The organism is Streptomyces sp. NPDC051322, assembly GCF_040689485.1.
Taxonomy (GTDB): Bacteria; Actinomycetota; Actinomycetes; order Streptomycetales; family Streptomycetaceae; genus Streptomyces.
The window spans coordinates 55,006-71,532 of the sequence record NZ_JBFBAK010000005.1 but is presented as its reverse complement, the minus strand read 5'-3'; the positions used below and the strand labels follow the sequence as shown (position 1 = coordinate 71,532).

Sequence of the window (16,527 nt, the reverse complement as noted above, 5' to 3'; positions counted from 1 at the left end):
GCCCGGCGACAGGCCGCGCCGGAACCCCGCTGCGGTCAGAAGGGGCTCCGCTCGTGCAGGATGCGCTGGAAGAGGCGGTGGTCGCGCCACTCGCCGTTGATGTGCAGATACCGGGGCGCGGTGCCGAACGGCTCGAAGCCGCACTTCGCGAGGACCCGCTGCGAGGCGGCGTTGTCGAGCAGCGTGCCGGCCGCCACGCGGTGCAGCCCCAGTTCGTCGCGGGCGATGCGGCAGACCTCGTCGACGGCGCCCGACGCCAGGCCCCGGCCGGTGTACCCGGCGTCGATCCAGTAGCCGAGGTCGGCGCTGCAGAACGGCCCGAGGGCCACGTTGTTGAGATTGACGGAGCCGAGCACCCGGCCACCGCCCCCGCCCGGCTCGTCCAGCACCCAGTGCGCGGACCGTCCGGCGTCCCGCTCGGCCAGCATGCCGCGGAGTCGCGCCAGTTGGCCCTCGGCGGTGAAGAAGGACTCCGGCCTGACCGGGTCCCAGGGCCGCAGGTGGGCCCGGTTCCGCCGGTACGCGGCGGCGAGCGGCTCGGCGTCGGAGAGGTCGGCGGGGCGGAAGCGGATACCGTCGGCGATCATTCCGGCACGGTAACTCAGCGCGATGGCCTGCCCGGTAGCCCGGGCGACCGGTAATTCAGGCGCCCGGTAATTCAGGGGCCCGGTAGTCGGCGCCGTCGTACCGTGGCCCGGTGGACCACGTCACGCTGCACGCCCCCGCGACCGCACACGCCCCCGGCCTTCTGCTGCGCCCCTGGCGCGCAGACGACCGGGACGCCGTCCTGGAGGCGTACCGCGATCCGCTCATGCGGCGCTGGCTCCACAACCGACTGGAGACCGGCGACGACGCCGCGCAGTGGCTGGAGATCCAGCAGGACGGCTGGGTGACCGGAAACCGAATGAGCTTCGCCGTTCTCGAAGAGAGACAGGTGGCGGCCCAACTGGTCCTCAAACGCCCCGATCCCGGCGGGCCGTCGGCCGAGATCGGCTACTGGACCGCCGCCCGTGCCCGGGGCCGGGGAGTGGCCGGCCGTGCTCTGGAGACCGTCACGGCCTGGGCGTTCGACGCCTTCGCCGGTGAGGGTCTGGACCGACTGGAGATCATCCACACGGTGGGGAACGATGCCTCCTGCCGGGTCGCCGAAAAGGGCGGATTCGCCCTGTCCGAGCTGCTGCCCGCAGGCCCGAAGTGGGACACCGAAGGCCACCGGCACGTACGTCAGCCCTCGCCGCCGTACTTCTCGTCCGATGCCGGGTCGAGCGCGAGCCGGTAGCCCCGCTTCACCACCGTCTGGATCAGCCTCGGCGCACCCAGCGCCGTGCGCAGCCGGGCCATGGCCGTCTCCACCGCGTGCTCGTCGCGGCCGGCCCCCGGGAGCGCCTTCAGCAGATCGCCCCGGGACACCACCCAGCCGGGGCGGCGGACCAGCGTACGGAGCAGGGACATGCCTGCGGGCGGGACCGGACGCAGCGCACCGTCGACGACGACCGCCTGGCCCCGGAGCTGCACCCGGTGGCCTGCGACGGGCAGGACGGCCGCCCGGGACGGCAGCTCCTGGCAGAGGATCTGCACCATCGGGCCGAGCCGGAAGCGTTCCGGCTGGAGGGTTTCGATGCCCTGGTCCTGGAGCGGCAGCGCCGTGACCGGGCCGACGCAGACCGCGAGTACGTCATGGCCGAGCGCCGCGACCAGCTCCGGGTGCCGCCCGGATGTCTCGGCGCGGGCCAGCAGGGACGCGGCGGCGGGCGCGCTGGTGAAGGTCAGCGCGTCGACGGAACGGGTGAGCACCGCGTCGATCAGCCGGTCGAGCGGCGCGATGTCCTCCGGCGGCATCCACCGGTACACCGGCACACCCACCACCTCGGCGCCCGCCGCCCGCAGCGCCTCGACGAAACCGGGCAGCGGATCGCCGTGCAACTGGATGGCGACCCGGCGTCCTTCGACGCCCTCGTCGAGCAGCCGGTCCAGCACCTCCGCCATCGACTCGGAGGCCGGTGACCACTCCTCGGTCAGTCCGGCCGCCCGGATCGCCCCCTTGACCTTGGGGCCCCGGGCGAGCAGTTCGACCTCGCGGAGCCGGCCGAGGAGCCGGTCGCCGAGGCCCCAGCCGTCCGCCGCCTCGATCCAACCGCGGAAGCCGATCGCGGTGGTGGCGATCACCACGTCCGGCGCCTGGTCGAGCAACTGCTCGGTGGTGGAGAGCAGTTCGCTGTCGTCGGCGAGCGGCACGATGCGCAGCGCGGGGGCGTGCAGCACTGCGGCGCCCCTGCGCTGCAGCAGCGCCCCGAGCTCGTCGGCACGCCGTGCGGCGGTGACCCCGACGGTGAATCCGGCGAGCGGTCCGTCCGGCGCCGCTGGGCCCTGCTGTGATGGTGCGATCTCGCGCATAGTGGGTGAGCCTGCCAAGGATGCGTGACGGGTTCGGTTCACCGGTATTTCCCGGGTGTTACGGCTGCCCCGCGTCGGCCCCGGTCAGACCTTCGCGTAGCTGAGCTGCGACTTCACCGACTGTACGGGCTCCGTACGGCGAAGGTATACCGCCCAGGTCACGGCGAAACACACCGCGTAGAAGGCGAGAAAAGCGATGAAGGCCGCCGTGCCGGTGCCGGCGGTCTGGAAGGACTGGCGAAAGGCGAGATTGATGGCGAGCCCGCCGAGCGCCCCCACCGCGCCGATCAGCCCCATGGACGCCCCGGACAGCCGGCGCCCGTACGCCGCCGCCGCCTCGCCGGTCATGCCGCCGGCCAGCGCCTTGTTCTGGAAGATGCCCGGAATCATCTTGTAGGTGGAGCCGTTGCCGAGCCCGCTCAGGACGAACAGGGCGATGAAGCCGACGAGGAAGACGGCCAGCGACTTCTGCACCGAGGCGAACAGCACCACCCCGGTCGCCACCGCCATCGCGGCGAAGTTCCACAGGGTGATGCGGGCGCCGCCGTGCAGGTCGGCGAGGCGGCCGCCGACCGGGCGGATCAGCGAGCCGAGCAGCGGGCCGAGGAACGTGATGGACGCGGCCTGCAACGGCGTCCGGCCGAACTGGGTCTGCAGCACCAGGCCGAAGGCGAAGCTGTAGCCGATGAAGGAGCCGAAGGTGCCGACGTAGAGGAACGACATGATCCAGGTGTGCCGATCGCGGGCCGCCTCCCGGGCCGCGCCCGTGTCGTTGCGCACCGGTGCCAGGTTGTCCATCCGCAGTGCGGCGCAGGTGGCGGCCAGGACGATCAGCGGCAGATAGACACCGATCAGGACGCGCGGGTGTCCGGCCCCCGCCGTACCGATGATGAGCAGACCGATCAGCTGCACGACCGGCACCCCGACGTTTCCGCCGCCCGCGTTGAGCCCGAGGGCCCAGCCCTTCCTGTGCAGCGGGAAGAAGGAGTTGATGTTCGTCATGGACGAGGCGAAGTTCCCGCCGCCGACCCCGGTGAGCGCCGCGACCAGCAGGAAGGTGGTGTAGGAGGTGCCCGGTTTCATCACCGCGTAGGCCGCGACGGTCGGCACCAGCAGCAGTCCGGCGCTGATGACCGTCCAGTTGCGTCCGCCGAACCGTGCGACGGCGAAGGTGTACGGGACCCGGGCGACCGCGCCGACCAGCGTGGCCATCGAGATCAGGAAGAACTTCCCGGCCGGATCGATTCCGTACTGCGGCCCCATGAAGAGGACGAGCACCGACCACAGGCTCCAGATGGAGAACCCGATGTGTTCGGAGAGCACCGAGAGCAGCAGGTTGCGGTGCGCGGTGCGTTTCCCGGTCCGCTCCCAGAACGTCTCGTCCTCCGGGTCCCACTGCTCGATCCAGCGGCCATTCATCACGCGCCTCCACAGGGGTCTTGTCCGATGACACCGACCGTAGGGACGCCGGGTTTCAGCGCCGTGGCCCGAGGTGACCGGCGCGCAACCTTGCGCTCACCCGGCCGGACGCCCCCTGGTGAGGGCGGGTGCCTGTGACGTACCGGCGGGGGCGCGCAGCGGTCAGCCCGCGTGGCGGTGGGCCGTCCTGGGCCCGTCCGGCCAGAGGCGGGGTCTGCGCCCGGCCGCCAGGTCCTCGATCCAGCCCACGGCCAGCACCACCACCCCGATCAGCGGCCAGACCACCAGGAACATCCACACGTTGTAGGTGGCGGTCAGCAGGGTGTCGAACCGGTCCTCGATGAACGGGATGTTGTACAGCGCGTCGATCAGCGGCACGGTCGCCATGATGAGGGCGTTGTGCCAGAGGTAGATGGTCACCGCGCGGTTGTTGGACAGGGTGATCAGTCGGTCGAACCTGGCGAACCTCCCCGGCAGTTGCTGCCAGGACGGGGAGTACGCGAGGAGCAGCGCGCAGGCCCCGAGGGACCAGGTGGCCTGGGCGAGCGGGATGTCGTTGAGGTCCCAGCCGTCCGAGCCGAGATGCCCGTGCGCCCACCAGAGGCCGAAGGCCATCACCGGCGTCGCGCAGGACACCAGCAGGTAGCGCGGGACCTTCTGGAGCACGCCGTCCTGGTGGGCGAAGCCGAGTATCCAGCAGGAGCCGTAGACCGCGAAGTCGGTGAGCGCGAGACCGGGTTCGCCGGGGACCGTCACCAGTCCGGTACCGACGACCGCGGTCAGCGCCAGCGGCGCGAGCAGCGTCGGCCAGGGCAGTCGGCGGAAGGCCCTGAGCAGCAGCGGGGAGAGCACGACGAACCAGAGATAGGCGCGCAGGTACCAGAGCGGCCCCACCGCCTGGTCCGGCCAGCTCTGCTCCAGCAGTCCGGAGGCGGACCCGAGCGAGTCCGGGTACGGCGGGGCGCCGACCGGCACCAGATAGAGCAGCACCTTGGTGACCGAGGGCCGCCACCCCGCGTAGACCATCATGGTGACCATCAGCCCGCCGAACACCCACATCGGCGGCAGCAGCCTGCGGACGCGTCCGCGGATGACGCCCAGGGCAGCACGTCCTTGCGCGGGTCGGCTCAGCGAGCGGGCCATCAGCGAACCGGCCAGGGCGAACATCACCCCCATGGAGGGGAAGACCACCGACAGCCAGGCCCAGCCGAACAGGTGGTAGAAGACCACCCTGACCAGCGCGGTGGTACGCAGCAGATCGAGGTAGCGGTCCCGGCCCGGTATCCCCTTCCGGGCCGGCCCCGGGACGGCCCGCTCTGCGGCATGTGTCGTGGCGGTCATGCGACGGGCCTCCGGTCGTCATGGGTGCGGTGGTTGTCAGGGGTGCGGTGGTTGTCAGGTGTGCGGCGGGATCCCGGCACAGCGCCCGGCTCCTCGACCGCTCCGGTGCGCCGGAGTTTCTGCCAGCGCAGCCGGCCCCCGGTGAGTGCGGTGATCCAGGACTGCAGCAGCACCACGTACATCAGCTGCCGGTAGAGGACCTGTTGCAGCGGCAGCGAGATCAGGTACCGCATGGGCTCCCGGTCGAGCCGGAAGGCGTAGCCGGCGCAGACGGCCTGCACGGCGAGGACCCCGAACCAGGCGCCGATGGTCTTGCCGGTGGGGCCGAAGACCACCCCGTACAGCAGGAAGATGTCGATGAGCGGCGCCAGCAGCGGGGCCACCACCATGAACAGCGAGACGAAGGGCAGCCCGACCCGGCCGAATCGGCCGGACGGGCCGCGCTCCACCACGGCCCGGCGGTGTTTCCAGATCGCCTGCATCGTGCCGTACGACCAGCGGTAGCGCTGCGACCACAACTGCTGCACGCTTTCCGGGGCTTCGGTCCAGGCCCGGGCGTTCTCCGCGTAGACCACCTGCCAGCCGTCGCGGAGCAGCGCCATGGTGATGTCGGTGTCCTCGGCGAGGGTGTCCTCGCTCATCCCGCCGACCCGGTCCAGCGCGCTGCGGCGGAACGCGCCGACGGCGCCGGGGATGGTGGGCATGCAGCGCAGCACGTCGTACATCCGGCGGTCCAGGTTGAAGCCCATCACGTACTCGATGTGCTGCCAGGCGCCGATCAGGCTGTCCTTGTTGCCCACCTTGGCGTTTCCGGCGACCGCGCCGACCCGCTCGTCCCCGAAGGGCTGCACCAGTTCGCGCACGGTGCAGGGCTCGAAGACGGTGTCGCCGTCCATCATCACCACCAGGTCGTGCCGGGCGTGCGCGATGCCGTTGTTGAGGGCGGCCGGTTTGCCGGAGTTGCGCTGGCGCACCACCCGGACGTTGGGCAGCCGCATCGCTTCGACGATGTCGGCGGTACCGTCCGAGGAGCCGTCGTCGATCACGATCACCTCGACCGGGTGGTCGCTCCTGCGCAGGGAGCGGACCGTGTTGGCGATGCATTCGCGTTCGTTGTAGGCGGGGACCAGCACCGATACCGGCTCGGTGACGGGCGGCCCCCACCGGAAACCGGGTCTGCGGATCTTCCGGGCGTGCACGGACGACAGGACCAGCATCAGCCCGAAGCGGGTGAAGACGAGTACGCCGACGACGGCGAGCCCGACGATCAGCGCGTCGGTCACGTCGTCGGAGACCCCGACCGCGAACACGAAGGCCCGGCCCTTCCAGAGCGCCGGACCGCTCACCGGGGTCTGCGCGGACGGCGCGCCCAGGGCGTCCGTCAGACTGGCGAACCGGTAGCCCTTGTGCTGCAGTTCGGGCAGATAGCGGTCCAGGGCGGCCACCGTCTGGGACCGGTCACCGCCGGAGTCGTGCATCAGCACGATCGCGCCCTTGCCGGCCTTCGGCGTGGCGTTACGCAGGATGGTGGGGACGCCGGGGCGCTCCCAGTCCTCGCTGTCGATGGAGTCGAGCACGGTGATGTAGCCCCGGCTGCCGACGTACTTCACCACCGGCCAGTTGGTGTTGTCGAGCGCGTCGGCGAACGAGGAGTAGGGCGGCCGGAACAGCGAGGAACGGATCCCGGCCGCGCCCGCGATGGCCAGCTGCGTCTGCGAGATCTCCCAGTCGATGCGGTTCTTCGACTGGTACGACAGGTCGGGGTGGTTGAAGGTGTGCACGCCGACCTCGTGGCCCTCGTCGACCATGCGCTTGACCAGCGCCGGATAGCGCGAGGTCATGGTTCCGGTGACGAAGAAGACGGCGTGGACGTGGTACTTCTTCAGCTGGTCGAGGACCTTCGGGGTCCACTCCGGGTCGGGTCCGTCGTCGAAGGTGAGAACGATGGTGTGGTCGGGGATCCGCAGGCTGCTGGGTTTGCCCTTGGCCCGTGCGTCGATGACGGGACCGCCGTCGAGGATCGCCTCGGGGACCTGATCGGTCGCGGCCGGGGGCCTGATCCGGTGGTCGGCCAGGATCTCGCTGTGCACGTATCCGCGCACCATCAGCATGCCGAAGAGTGCGACGAGCAGGAACAGCGGCAGGAGGTAGCGCATGGGAAGCCTGCGCCGGCGGTTTCTCATTTTCTACGGTGCGCCTTCTGCGGGGCCGGTGCTGACTCGGGCGAAGCGGACTGCTCGGGCGGGGTCACAGAGGCGCTGGTCGAGGGAACGGGATCGGGCGAGGCCGAGGGTGACGGTGACGGCTCGGTGGAGCCGCCGGTGATCGGCAGCGGCCCTCCCGGTGCGGGAAGCGCCGAACTGCCGCTGCCCGGTGCCGGGCGGGCCGGTACGGACGCGCCGGGCACCGCCACGGCCGGCTTCTTGCCCGGCTTGGGCGGCACGGTGACCCGTACGCCGTTGGAGATGGTGGTCCTCGGCTTCGGCAGCATGGGCGCCACGACGCCCACCGGACCGGGTGGCGCTGTCAGCCCCGGTACCGGATCGGCCGGTGCCGGGGACGTCTTCGGGTCTGCCGGTTCCTTGACGGTGTCCGTCTTCTTGTCGGCGGCGGGGCCGGGGATCAGCAGCCAGGGCGCGGTGGAGTTGCCCCCGACGACGGTGACGACCAGCATCACCGCGTAACACGCGCAGCACACCCCCAGCGCCCAGCCGACCCGCCGGTACTTCCGGCTCCGCCGACCGCTCTCGTCCACGAAGACCGGTCCTTCGGGGAGGCCGGCCTGCCCGTCGTCCTGCGGATCGCGGCGGGCGCCCGGCTCACCTGCTTGGTCCGGTTCCTTCCGGCTCCGCTGCAGCGGTCCCGGCAATTCCCGCCCCACGCCGTCCAACTCGACCGTCACATCGTGCGGTTCGTACATCTGCCCGAATCGGGCGCCTTCTCGCCATTTTTCCACCGGTATACGCACATCCCCCAAAGCAGATTCATCCGCGCGTGATTGACCGGACCGATTGCCGCCGACGCCCCGAGTCCCCACTCGGTGACGAACGCCCCCCAGGCCATGGGACCTGGCCTGCTGCCGTCCGGGGCGTGAATCTAACGCATCCTGAGGGCGTTACCGGCGCCTTGTTCACACTTGCCCGTATAGCGTCCTGATCTGCTCATACATCGCCATGTCCACGGCAGGGAGCCAGGTCCCGGCGGGCAGTTCGAGCCATCCGTGTTCCGCCACCGCCTCGTCGACCGCCGTATGGAGCGCACGGAGCCCCGGGTGCCGCAGCGACTTCCGCCAGACCAGCGAAACCAGCGACAGCGGTACGGGGTCCACGATCGGCCGCAGCACCATGCCGGAGACCCCGATGAACTCGGTGCTCGCCAGCACCGACCAGCGGCGTTTGCGGATCACGCGACTGAACTCCTCCGGGCCCTCGATCTTCGGGAACGGCGCGGCGAGTTCGATGCCCCGGCCGGCGAAGAGCCGTACCGCCAGATCGGTCCACTCGACGGTGGCCGCGTTTCCCGCCGCCGCATAGAGGGTCTCCCCCGCCAGCGCGTCCAGCGGGACCTCGGCGAGAGCCGCGAGAGGGTGTTCGGCCGGGAGCACCACAGCCACCCGCTCGAAGCGGACCGGCCGGTGGTCGAGCTCCTCGAGCAGCCCGGCGGGCAGCCCCGCCACCCGGCCGGCCGAGACGTCCAGCCGCCCCGCCGCGATCTCCGTCGCGGCCCCGGTCAGGCCGCTCAGGAACCGGGCCACGAACTCGACCTCCGGCGCCATGCCTCGGGCCCGTTCGAGCAGCCGCGAGGCCGTACTGACCGGGGCTCCCACATCCACCAGCAGCGGGCGCTGGTCCCGGTCCCGGGCCGCGGCCAGTTCGTCGTACGCCGCCAGCACCCGTCGGGCGTACGGCAGCAACCTCGCCCCCTCGGCCGTCAGCGTGACCTGCCGGGTGGTCCGCGAGAACAGCTCGGCGCCCCACTCCCGCTCCACCCGCCGGACATCACGGCTCAGCGCCTGCTGAGCCACATAGAGGCGGGCGGCGGCGCGGGTGAAATGCAGATCCTCGGCCACGGCGACGAAGGCCCGCAGCAGGCGGGGGTCGATGTCTTGCGGTACCTGGGGCATCCCGGCGGATTCTAGACCGCGGCGCATTCACATCACAGGCGCGTGAATCGGCACTGAACAGGTGTTGGACCGCGGAACGGCCCGGCACCGAGGGTGGTCACCATGCCGCATGAATTCACCGAGCCCCTACCGGCGACCACCCGCACCGCGCCTCCTGCGGACGCCCGCGAACCCGCGCCCGCCACGAAAATCAGCAGCGGACACGCCTACCGCCGCCTGCTCGCCACCCCCGGCGCCCGTGCCTTCACCGTGGGCAACCTCATCGCCCGGCTCCCGATGGGCATGTTCAGCGTCAGCGCCGTGATCATGATCGCCGGGTCCCGCGGTTCGTACGCACTGGCCGGCGCCGTCACCGCCACCGGCCTCGCCGCCACCGCGGTCGTCGGCCCGTGGACCGCGCGCCTGGTCGACCGCCACGGCCAGGCCCGTATCGCCGTGCCGGCCACCCTGCTCGCGGCGCTCGGCTCGCTCACCCTGCTGCTCTGCGTCCGCTACGGCGCGCCGGACTGGACCTTCTTCGCCGCCTACGCGGCCACCGCCACCACCCCGAACACCGGCGGCATGTCCCGCGCCCGCTGGGCCCACCTGCACCGGAACGACCCGGCCGTTCTGCACACCGCCAACTCCTTCGAACAGGCCGCCGACGAGCTCTGCTTCATGCTCGGCCCGGTGGTCGCCGCCTTCCTCTGCTCGGCGCTCTTCCCCGAAGCCGGCACCCTGGTCGGGGTGTTCCTGCTGGTCACCGGCGTACTGATCTTCGCCGCCCAGCGGGCCACCGAACCGCCCGCGACCCCCCGCTCCACCGGCTCACGCTCTCCCTTCCGGCATCCCGGCTTCCCCGCCCTGCTCGCCGTCTTCCTCGCCACCGGCGCGGTCTTCGGCGCTCTGGAAGTCACCACCATCGCCTTCGCCGACGCGCACGGCCACCGCTCGGCGTCCGGCGCGATACTGGCCCTGCAGGCCGCCGGGTCCTGCGTCGCGGGCCTGCTGTACGGATCGGCGCGCCCGGCAACCGACGTACGCAGGCGGCTGCTCGGCTGCCTGGCCGCGATGACCGTGCTGATGACAGGACCGCTGCTGGCCGCATCGGCGACCGGCTCCCTCATCGCTGTCGCCGGCACATTGCTGCTCGCAGGGGCGGCCACCGCGCCGACCATGGTCACCGGCATGACACTCGTCCAGCGCATCACCCCCGCAGGCCGGCTGAACGAAGGCATGACACTCGCCGTGACCGCGCTCCTGGGCGGGATCGCGACCGGTTCGGCCACCGGGGGCTGGCTGGTGGAACACGGCGGCGCCACCACCGGCTACGCCGTCCCCGCCTCGGCCGCCGCCCTCGCCCTGCTGCTCTGCGCGACCACCCCCCGGCCTCGCCCGGGAAGCGCGCCGCTGGCTTAGGCTTCGTTCGACACTGCGAACGAAGGAAGCCCAGGGAGACCCATGGTCAAGATCAACGATGTGGCGCAGCACGCAGGCGTCTCCCCGAGCACGGTGTCGTACGCCTTGAGCGGCAAGCGCCCGATCTCCGAGGACACCCGCCGCCGCATCGAGGAGAGCATCCAGATCCTTGGCTACCGCCCGCACGCGGGCGCCCGCGCCCTGGCCGGAAACCGCTCCAATGTGCTGGCGCTGGTGGTCCCGCTGCGCAGCGGTATCCATGTGCCGATCGTCATGCAGTTCGCCGTCTCCGTCGTCACGGCCGCCCGGGAGTACGACAACGATGTCCTGCTGCTCACCCAGGAGGAGGGCGTGGACGGGATCCGCCGGGTCGCAGACACCGCGCTGGTCGATGCGCTGATCGTGATGGACATCCAACTGCACGACGAGCGGCTCCCGTTGCTCCGCACCTTGCACCGCCCCGCGGTCCTGGTCGGCTACCCCGCCGACCCCCAGGGCCTCACCTGCATCGACCTCGACTTCCAGGCCGCCGCCGAAAGCTGCGTGGACCACCTGGCGGACCTCGGCCACCGCACCGTGGCGCTGATCGGCTCGCCGCCCGAGGTCTACGCCCGGGAGACCGGCTTCGCCCACCGCGTCTCCCAGGGCTTCACCGCGGCCGCCGGCCGGCACGGCCTGACCGCCACCAGCCACCCGTGCGCCGCGACCCCGGCGGCCGCGCGCGAACTCGCGGCCGCCCTGGTTCGCCAACATCCCGTTCCCACCGCTGTGGTGATCCACAACGAGCCACTGATCCAGCCCCTGATCGACGCCTTCCAGGCCCTGGGCCACCGCGTCCCGCAAGACCTCTCGGTCACCGCCATCTGCCCGTCCGAAACGGCCGAACACACCACCATCCCGGTCACCTCGGTGACCGTCCCCGCCGATGAGGTCGGCGCCCGGGCTGTCGAGCTCCTGATGCGCAAACTCAACCGCACCCCGGTGCCGGACACGACCCTTCTGCCACCTCAGCTGACGGTACGGGCGTCGACGGCGCCGAGGGCGGCCTGACCCGCAGCCCGGAAAGACATGTCGCGCAACGTCCCGGACCTCGCGGGCCAGCCTGTCCGGAGCTGCCACCGACAGCCTGCCGACAGCCCACCGACAAGGTCGGGCGGTGTCCGCTCCGTGCGGTTACGCAGAGCCCACGGCGCCCAGAAAGCCGAGCACCCGCCGCATCATCAGCTCCGCCGCAGCCGCGTCGTAGTCCGGCAGGCTGCTGTCCGCGAACAAGTGTCGATCCCCCGGATACAGGAACAACTCCGCAGCCGGCGCCGATTCGACCAGCGCCCGGGCCGCCTCGATGTCACCCTCGTCCACGAAGCTCTTGTCACCGTCCATCCCGTGGATCTGAACGGGGACCGTCTGCGGCCAGGCGGCGCCGAACTCGGAGACCGGGACGCAGGCCTGGAACATCAGCGCGCCCTTCGCACCCGCCCGCGTCTGGGCGAGCTTCTGCGAGGGCAGGACACCGAGCGAGAACCCCGCGTAGACCAACTCCGCGGAGAGCCCCTGCGCGGCGGCCACCCCCCGTTCGATGAGCGTGCCGAAGCCCGTCCGATGGACGTAGGCCATGCCGTCGTCGAGGGTGTCGAAGACGTTCCCCTCGTACAGGTCCGGGGTGTGCACGGTGTGGCCGGCCTGCCTGAGTTCCTCGGCGAAGCCGAGCACCCCTGAGGTCAGTCCCTGCGCGTGGTGGAACAGCAGCACCTCAGCCATCCGAACTCCCTTCCCCGTGCGGCGCCCCAGCGGCTCCACGGCCCCGAGTATCGCGCGGCGCACCGACAATTCCGCCGAACCGGTACGCGGCCCGGGATCGCCGAGGCCGGGGGCTGTGGATACCCTGCACCGTTCGGCACATACAGGGGAGGGCCCATGGCCATACGTAAGGCGACCATCCAGCAACAGCTCACTGCTGCCATATACCAGGCCAACCCGGGCGACCGCCCCCTGGTGTCCGTCCAGGCCATCGCCGGGCCGAACCCGTCGCTGATAGGCCTGCTGGGGATCATCGGCCAGGCGTTTCTCACGTACTACTTCATCACCGTGACCGAGCAGGCCGTGCTGATCCACCAGGCGAACCGGATGAGCAACCGCCCCCAGGAGATCGCGTACGCCCTGCCGCCGGCCCAGGCCATGCACTCGGTGAGTGACATCAAACGCGGCGCCCTGTGGAGCTCGTTCCGCTTCCAGCTCCCGGACCAGCCGGCGCCGGTCAAGATGAACGTGCACCGCCAGTGGCGTACGGAGATGGACCACATGCTGAACATGATCACCGGGTACCGGCCGGCTGCCTGAGCCCGGCTCCTCGAATCAGCGGTCGACCCGGCGGTGGACGGGCTCAGCTCCCTCCGCCCCCACGACCCCCTGACCAGCGACTGATTCATCCGAAGCACCACAAGTATCCCGACGGCACCGCCCAGTTCGCTCTGGTGAAACCAAGTACCGTCCGGATAGCGTCAATTACCCATAGTCCGCAACCGCCCCACCGGGAGTCGCCCGTGAACCGCCGATCTTTGCCTGTTGCCGCCGCACTCGCGACCGCAGCGGCCCTCCTCCTCACCGCGTGCGGCGGGGGAAGTGACAAGTCCAAGGACTCGGACAAGATCGCGGGCGCCGACACGGGAGCGTCCAAGTCCGCCTCGCCCAGTCCGTCGGCTTCGACGGCTCCCGGCGTCAAGCGGCCGAAGATCACGCTGCCGTCGGACATCTCGTACACCTTTGACTGGCCCAAGACCGGCAACAAGGACAAGGACGCGATCCTGTCCGACGGCGAACAGTCCATCAAGGCCGTCGACATGGCCATCGCCAAACAGAAGTCCGCAGACCCGGCGTACGAGTTCTACTACGAGGGTGAAGCGGCGGCAGGTACGGAAGTATTCGTCAAGAAGTACGTGGATCACAAAGCGCGGACAACCGGACATTACCGCTTCTACAGTGATTCCGTAACTATCAATAAAGACGGAACTGCGGCATTCAGCTACTGCGAAGACCAGAGCAAGGCCTACGTCAAGTATCTCAAGGACGGAAAAGTAGCCAAAACGCCGGTAACGAAGAAGAGCTACGTGAGTTACGACACTGCACTGCGCAAAAATGACCAAGGCGTTTGGGTAATCGAGAAGATGTACTCGCAAGTGGGGAGCGCCAAATGTCAGCCTTGAACATCACCGCTAAGCGATACATCATCGTCGGGGCTATAGGGATGACCCTCGCAGTCTCGGGCACGGCGTCCGCGGACGATACCTTCGACGGCACTGCACAGAATCCCACGGCATCCGGCAACGCCAATGGACAGGACCTCGAAGCCCGGGTCGAGAGCGGCGGGGTGCTCACCAAGTCGGACAACAACGGGAAAGGCCCTTCTGTCGGCCCGCTCACTCCCGTTTCCAACTGGACGCCACCTCCTTGCTGGTACGCCCCGACATACACCGCCGCAGAGTTCAAGAAGGATCAAGAACACACCTGGTCGCTCGGATCCACAGGACCCGAGTGGGACTCCAAGCAGCGCGACCATTATGCGGGCGGCCATCCGTACAAAGACTTCAACATGGCCAAGGCCGACAAAGGCTACTGGTGGACTTCGGGTGTTAACAAGAGCTTTCCACCAGGCTGGGACTCCTGCAAGGAACCTACTTTCTGGGTGGATAAGGGGGACCCTGCACCGCCGAAAGCAGCGAATCGGGCAGTAACCCCGGAGATCCTCGCTCACATCGCCTACGCCACAATCCGTGTCCCGGACACCAAGGTCAAGCTCGCCCCGGCCGGGGCGACCAAGGTCAACCTCCCCACCTGGGCCTGGCTCGATAAAACCGACTTCAAACCCGTCTCCGTTACGGCGTATGTACCGCTCACCGGCATGAGTGCCACCACCACTGCCACACCGAAGTCCCTCAAGCTGGAGCCCGGCACTGCGGACGCTGAGACCTATCCCGCCTCCGGCGAGTGCACCTTCGTGAACGGCTCGATCGGCACCCCCTACGCCAAGGGCGACGCCGACAAAACCCCGCCCTGCGGTGTCACTTACCTCCGCGCCTCCGGCAACAACGGGCCGTTCAAGCTGAAGGCCACCATCACGTGGAAGATCACATGGACCGGCCCAGGCACCGCCGGCGGCCGCCTTCCCGACGGCGCCTTCGGAAACACCCAGGACGTCACCGTCGACGAAATCCAAGCGATCAACCGCTGAGCGCTCCGAAGCTCCGGGACGCCGACGCTGATGGGAACTCGCCGAATGACCGGTTTGGGCACCGGACTACCGGGGACGGGACAAGCTTCGCTTGTTCGCTTCGCGGACTTTGGCGAGTAACTCCTCGCGTCGGCGTAGCTGCGCGGCCTCGACGTCGTCGCCATCCTGCGGCTCGGGCACGTCCGTCACGTGGCGTGCCTTCGCAGGGTCTCAGCCAGGCGTCGGGCCACGCTGGGGTTGCAGCATCCGAGTTCCACAAGTGGCGTCAGGTAGTCGCTGGTGAGGGAGATGGGGTCGAGCCCCAGCGACGGCAGCCGGATGTCCACTGCCGCCAGCGCCCTGCGCAACTCGTCCCGGGCCGATTCCGCATCTCTAAGTTGAGCGGCTTCCGTGCTGAGGTCTGCCGTGCCCATATCCGTTGTGCCTTTCGCTGTGCGTACACGTTCCACTGATGAGCATCGGTGCGTGCCGTTACGATCACCAGGGGTAACGGTTTTCGGAGCCCGGGAACGAAAACGGGAGTGACAGTGCCCGCACCGAAGGAACTTGACCCGTCTGCTTCCCTTGCCGCGCTCTACGGCGCCAAGGTGCGCAAGCTCCGGGTGCGGGCGGGTTGGACGCAGCGGGAGTTGGGCGACCAGATCCCGATTGCGCACAGCCGCATCGCCCAGTTCGAGCTGGGCAACGAGACTCCACCGGCCGACGTCAGCGGCAAGCTGGACGTCCTGCTGGGGGCAGACGGCGATCTGGTGGATCTGTGGGTGCACATCAAACGCACACCGATCCCGGATTGGGCGCGCAAGTTCGTGGCCTACGAGGCCGGCGCGACCAAGATGCTCAAGTACATGGCACACGCTGTTCCCGGTCTGCTCCAGACCGAGGGGTATGCGCGTGCACTGTTGCGGATCAGTCGGCCCCGTGACACCGATCCCGAGATCGAGGCGCTCGTCTCGGCAAGGATGGAACGCCAGGCCATCCTTGGCGGGCGCGTCCCACCCTTACTGTGGTGCATTCTGGACGAGGCGGTGATTCGCCGTCCGGTCGGCGGTCGTGCGGGCTCGCGTGAGCAGCTCGAGCACTTGCTCCGTATGGCCCGCACCCCTCACGTGGTCCTCCAGGTCCTTCCGTTCGACCAGGGTGAACATCCCGTCATGGGCGGATCGCTGACCCTGCTCAGCTTTGAACGCGGGCCGGACGTGGCGTACACGGAGAGTTCGCACTCCGGGGAGCTGATCGAGTCTGCGGAAACGGTGGCCGAGTATGCGTTGGCCTACGATCTGCTGCAAGCCAAGGCGCTACCACCTGACGCGTCCCTGACCGTGATCCGTTCGGCGATGGAGGAGTACAGCTGATGAGCGTGAACCGAGCACACCTGACCTATGCCCGGTGGCGCAAAAGCACGTACAGCAACGGACAGGGTGGCGACTGCCTGGAGATTGCCGATGGGGTGCCAGGCCTCGCGCCCGTCCGTGACAGCAAGAACCCCACCGGGCCCGTCCTGGCCTTCCAGACGACCGCGTGGGTGGCGTTCATAAGCAACGTACGTCGTTGAAACCAACTCCCTCTCCCCCACGCCGGCCCTGTGTCTACGGCCCCGCTCCGTCTGTGAACGTGTAGCCGCGGGACT

17 protein-coding genes are annotated in these 16,527 nt (G+C 69.5%); 8 read left to right on the top strand and 9 right to left on the bottom strand.

Annotated elements, in window-relative coordinates; genetic code table 11:
- Positions 1–35 precede the first annotated feature (35 nt).
- Positions 36–587 carry a GNAT family protein gene (locus tag AB0436_RS13635; RefSeq protein ID WP_366468026.1) on the bottom strand — a complete coding sequence of 184 codons (552 nt, stop codon included), beginning with the start codon at positions 585–587 and terminating at the stop codon, positions 36–38.
- 110 nt (positions 588–697) lie between these two features.
- Between AB0436_RS13635 and AB0436_RS13630 the strand changes: the two genes are divergently transcribed.
- The gene (locus tag AB0436_RS13630) at positions 698–1,279 is read left to right on the top strand and encodes a GNAT family N-acetyltransferase (protein WP_366468025.1); all 582 of its coding nucleotides are present in this window, start codon (positions 698–700) and stop codon (positions 1,277–1,279) included.
- Here AB0436_RS13630 and AB0436_RS13625 read toward each other — a convergent pair.
- From AB0436_RS13625 to AB0436_RS13600, 6 genes are all read right to left on the bottom strand, one after another.
- Complete coding sequence (locus tag AB0436_RS13625; RefSeq protein WP_366468024.1) at positions 1,225–2,394, bottom strand: uroporphyrinogen-III synthase; 1,170 nt, start codon at positions 2,392–2,394, stop codon at positions 1,225–1,227. The two genes, AB0436_RS13630 and AB0436_RS13625, sit on opposite strands and share 55 nt — an antisense overlap.
- An 84-nt stretch (positions 2,395–2,478) precedes the next feature.
- Positions 2,479–3,813, bottom strand: a complete 1,335-nt coding sequence (locus tag AB0436_RS13620; protein WP_366468022.1) for a nitrate/nitrite transporter — start codon at positions 3,811–3,813, stop codon at positions 2,479–2,481.
- Between the two features lie 162 nt (positions 3,814–3,975).
- Positions 3,976–5,154: an acyltransferase gene (locus AB0436_RS13615; RefSeq protein ID WP_366468021.1), complete on the bottom strand. Its 1,179-nt coding sequence runs from the start codon at positions 5,152–5,154 to the stop codon at positions 3,976–3,978.
- Entirely contained in the window at positions 5,151–7,310 is a 2,160-nt protein-coding gene (locus tag AB0436_RS13610) for a glycosyltransferase (protein WP_366468308.1), read from the bottom strand. The genes AB0436_RS13615 and AB0436_RS13610 overlap by 4 nt, the downstream gene beginning before the upstream one ends.
- A 23-nt stretch (positions 7,311–7,333) precedes the next feature.
- Positions 7,334–8,074, bottom strand: coding sequence for a hypothetical protein (locus tag AB0436_RS13605; protein WP_366468020.1), 741 nt, complete (start codon positions 8,072–8,074; stop codon positions 7,334–7,336).
- Positions 8,075–8,284: 210 nt separating this feature from the next.
- Positions 8,285–9,277 carry a LysR family transcriptional regulator gene (locus AB0436_RS13600; protein ID WP_366468019.1) on the bottom strand — a complete coding sequence of 331 codons (993 nt, stop codon included), beginning with the start codon at positions 9,275–9,277 and terminating at the stop codon, positions 8,285–8,287.
- A 102-nt stretch (positions 9,278–9,379) separates the two neighbouring features.
- Here AB0436_RS13600 and AB0436_RS13595 point away from each other — a divergent pair, with 102 nt between their 5' ends.
- Together AB0436_RS13595 and AB0436_RS13590 are read left to right on the top strand one after the other, a co-directional pair.
- Positions 9,380–10,675, top strand: a complete 1,296-nt coding sequence (locus tag AB0436_RS13595) for an MFS transporter (RefSeq protein WP_366468018.1) — start codon at positions 9,380–9,382, stop codon at positions 10,673–10,675.
- A gap of 42 nt (positions 10,676–10,717) precedes the next feature.
- Positions 10,718–11,725 (top strand): LacI family DNA-binding transcriptional regulator, encoded by a 1,008-nt coding sequence (locus AB0436_RS13590; protein WP_366468016.1) that lies wholly within the window; start codon positions 10,718–10,720, stop codon positions 11,723–11,725.
- Between the two features lie 123 nt (positions 11,726–11,848).
- On the opposite strand, the gene AB0436_RS13585 is transcribed toward AB0436_RS13590, so the two are convergent.
- Positions 11,849–12,433, bottom strand: coding sequence for a dienelactone hydrolase family protein (locus AB0436_RS13585; protein ID WP_366468015.1), 585 nt, complete (start codon positions 12,431–12,433; stop codon positions 11,849–11,851).
- 156 nt (positions 12,434–12,589) lie between these two features.
- On the opposite strand from AB0436_RS13585, the gene AB0436_RS13580 reads away from it, so the two are divergent.
- The 3 genes from AB0436_RS13580 to AB0436_RS13570 all read left to right on the top strand — a co-directional run bounded on the left by AB0436_RS13580 (position 12,590) and on the right by AB0436_RS13570 (position 14,900).
- Positions 12,590–13,012: a hypothetical protein gene (locus tag AB0436_RS13580; protein ID WP_366468014.1), complete on the top strand. Its 423-nt coding sequence runs from the start codon at positions 12,590–12,592 to the stop codon at positions 13,010–13,012.
- A gap of 203 nt (positions 13,013–13,215) precedes the next feature.
- Positions 13,216–13,875 carry a hypothetical protein gene (locus tag AB0436_RS13575; protein WP_366468013.1) on the top strand — a complete coding sequence of 220 codons (660 nt, stop codon included), beginning with the start codon at positions 13,216–13,218 and terminating at the stop codon, positions 13,873–13,875.
- On the top strand, positions 13,863–14,900 hold the full coding sequence (locus AB0436_RS13570) for a hypothetical protein (RefSeq protein ID WP_366468012.1): 1,038 nt from the start codon (positions 13,863–13,865) through the stop codon (positions 14,898–14,900). Before AB0436_RS13575 ends, AB0436_RS13570 begins: the two co-directional genes overlap by 13 nt.
- 185 nt (positions 14,901–15,085) lie before the next feature.
- Here AB0436_RS13570 and AB0436_RS13565 read toward each other — a convergent pair whose 3' ends face one another.
- Positions 15,086–15,313, bottom strand: coding sequence for a hypothetical protein (locus AB0436_RS13565; RefSeq protein WP_366468011.1), 228 nt, complete (start codon positions 15,311–15,313; stop codon positions 15,086–15,088).
- 114 nt (positions 15,314–15,427) lie between these two features.
- Here AB0436_RS13565 and AB0436_RS13560 point away from each other — a divergent pair, with 114 nt between their 5' ends.
- Both AB0436_RS13560 and AB0436_RS13555 read left to right on the top strand, forming a co-directional pair.
- Positions 15,428–16,252: a Scr1 family TA system antitoxin-like transcriptional regulator gene (locus AB0436_RS13560; protein ID WP_366468010.1), complete on the top strand. Its 825-nt coding sequence runs from the start codon at positions 15,428–15,430 to the stop codon at positions 16,250–16,252.
- Complete coding sequence (locus AB0436_RS13555; RefSeq protein WP_366468009.1) at positions 16,252–16,452, top strand: DUF397 domain-containing protein; 201 nt, start codon at positions 16,252–16,254, stop codon at positions 16,450–16,452. Before AB0436_RS13560 ends, AB0436_RS13555 begins: the two co-directional genes overlap by 1 nt.
- The last annotated feature ends 75 nt before the right edge of the window (positions 16,453–16,527 follow it).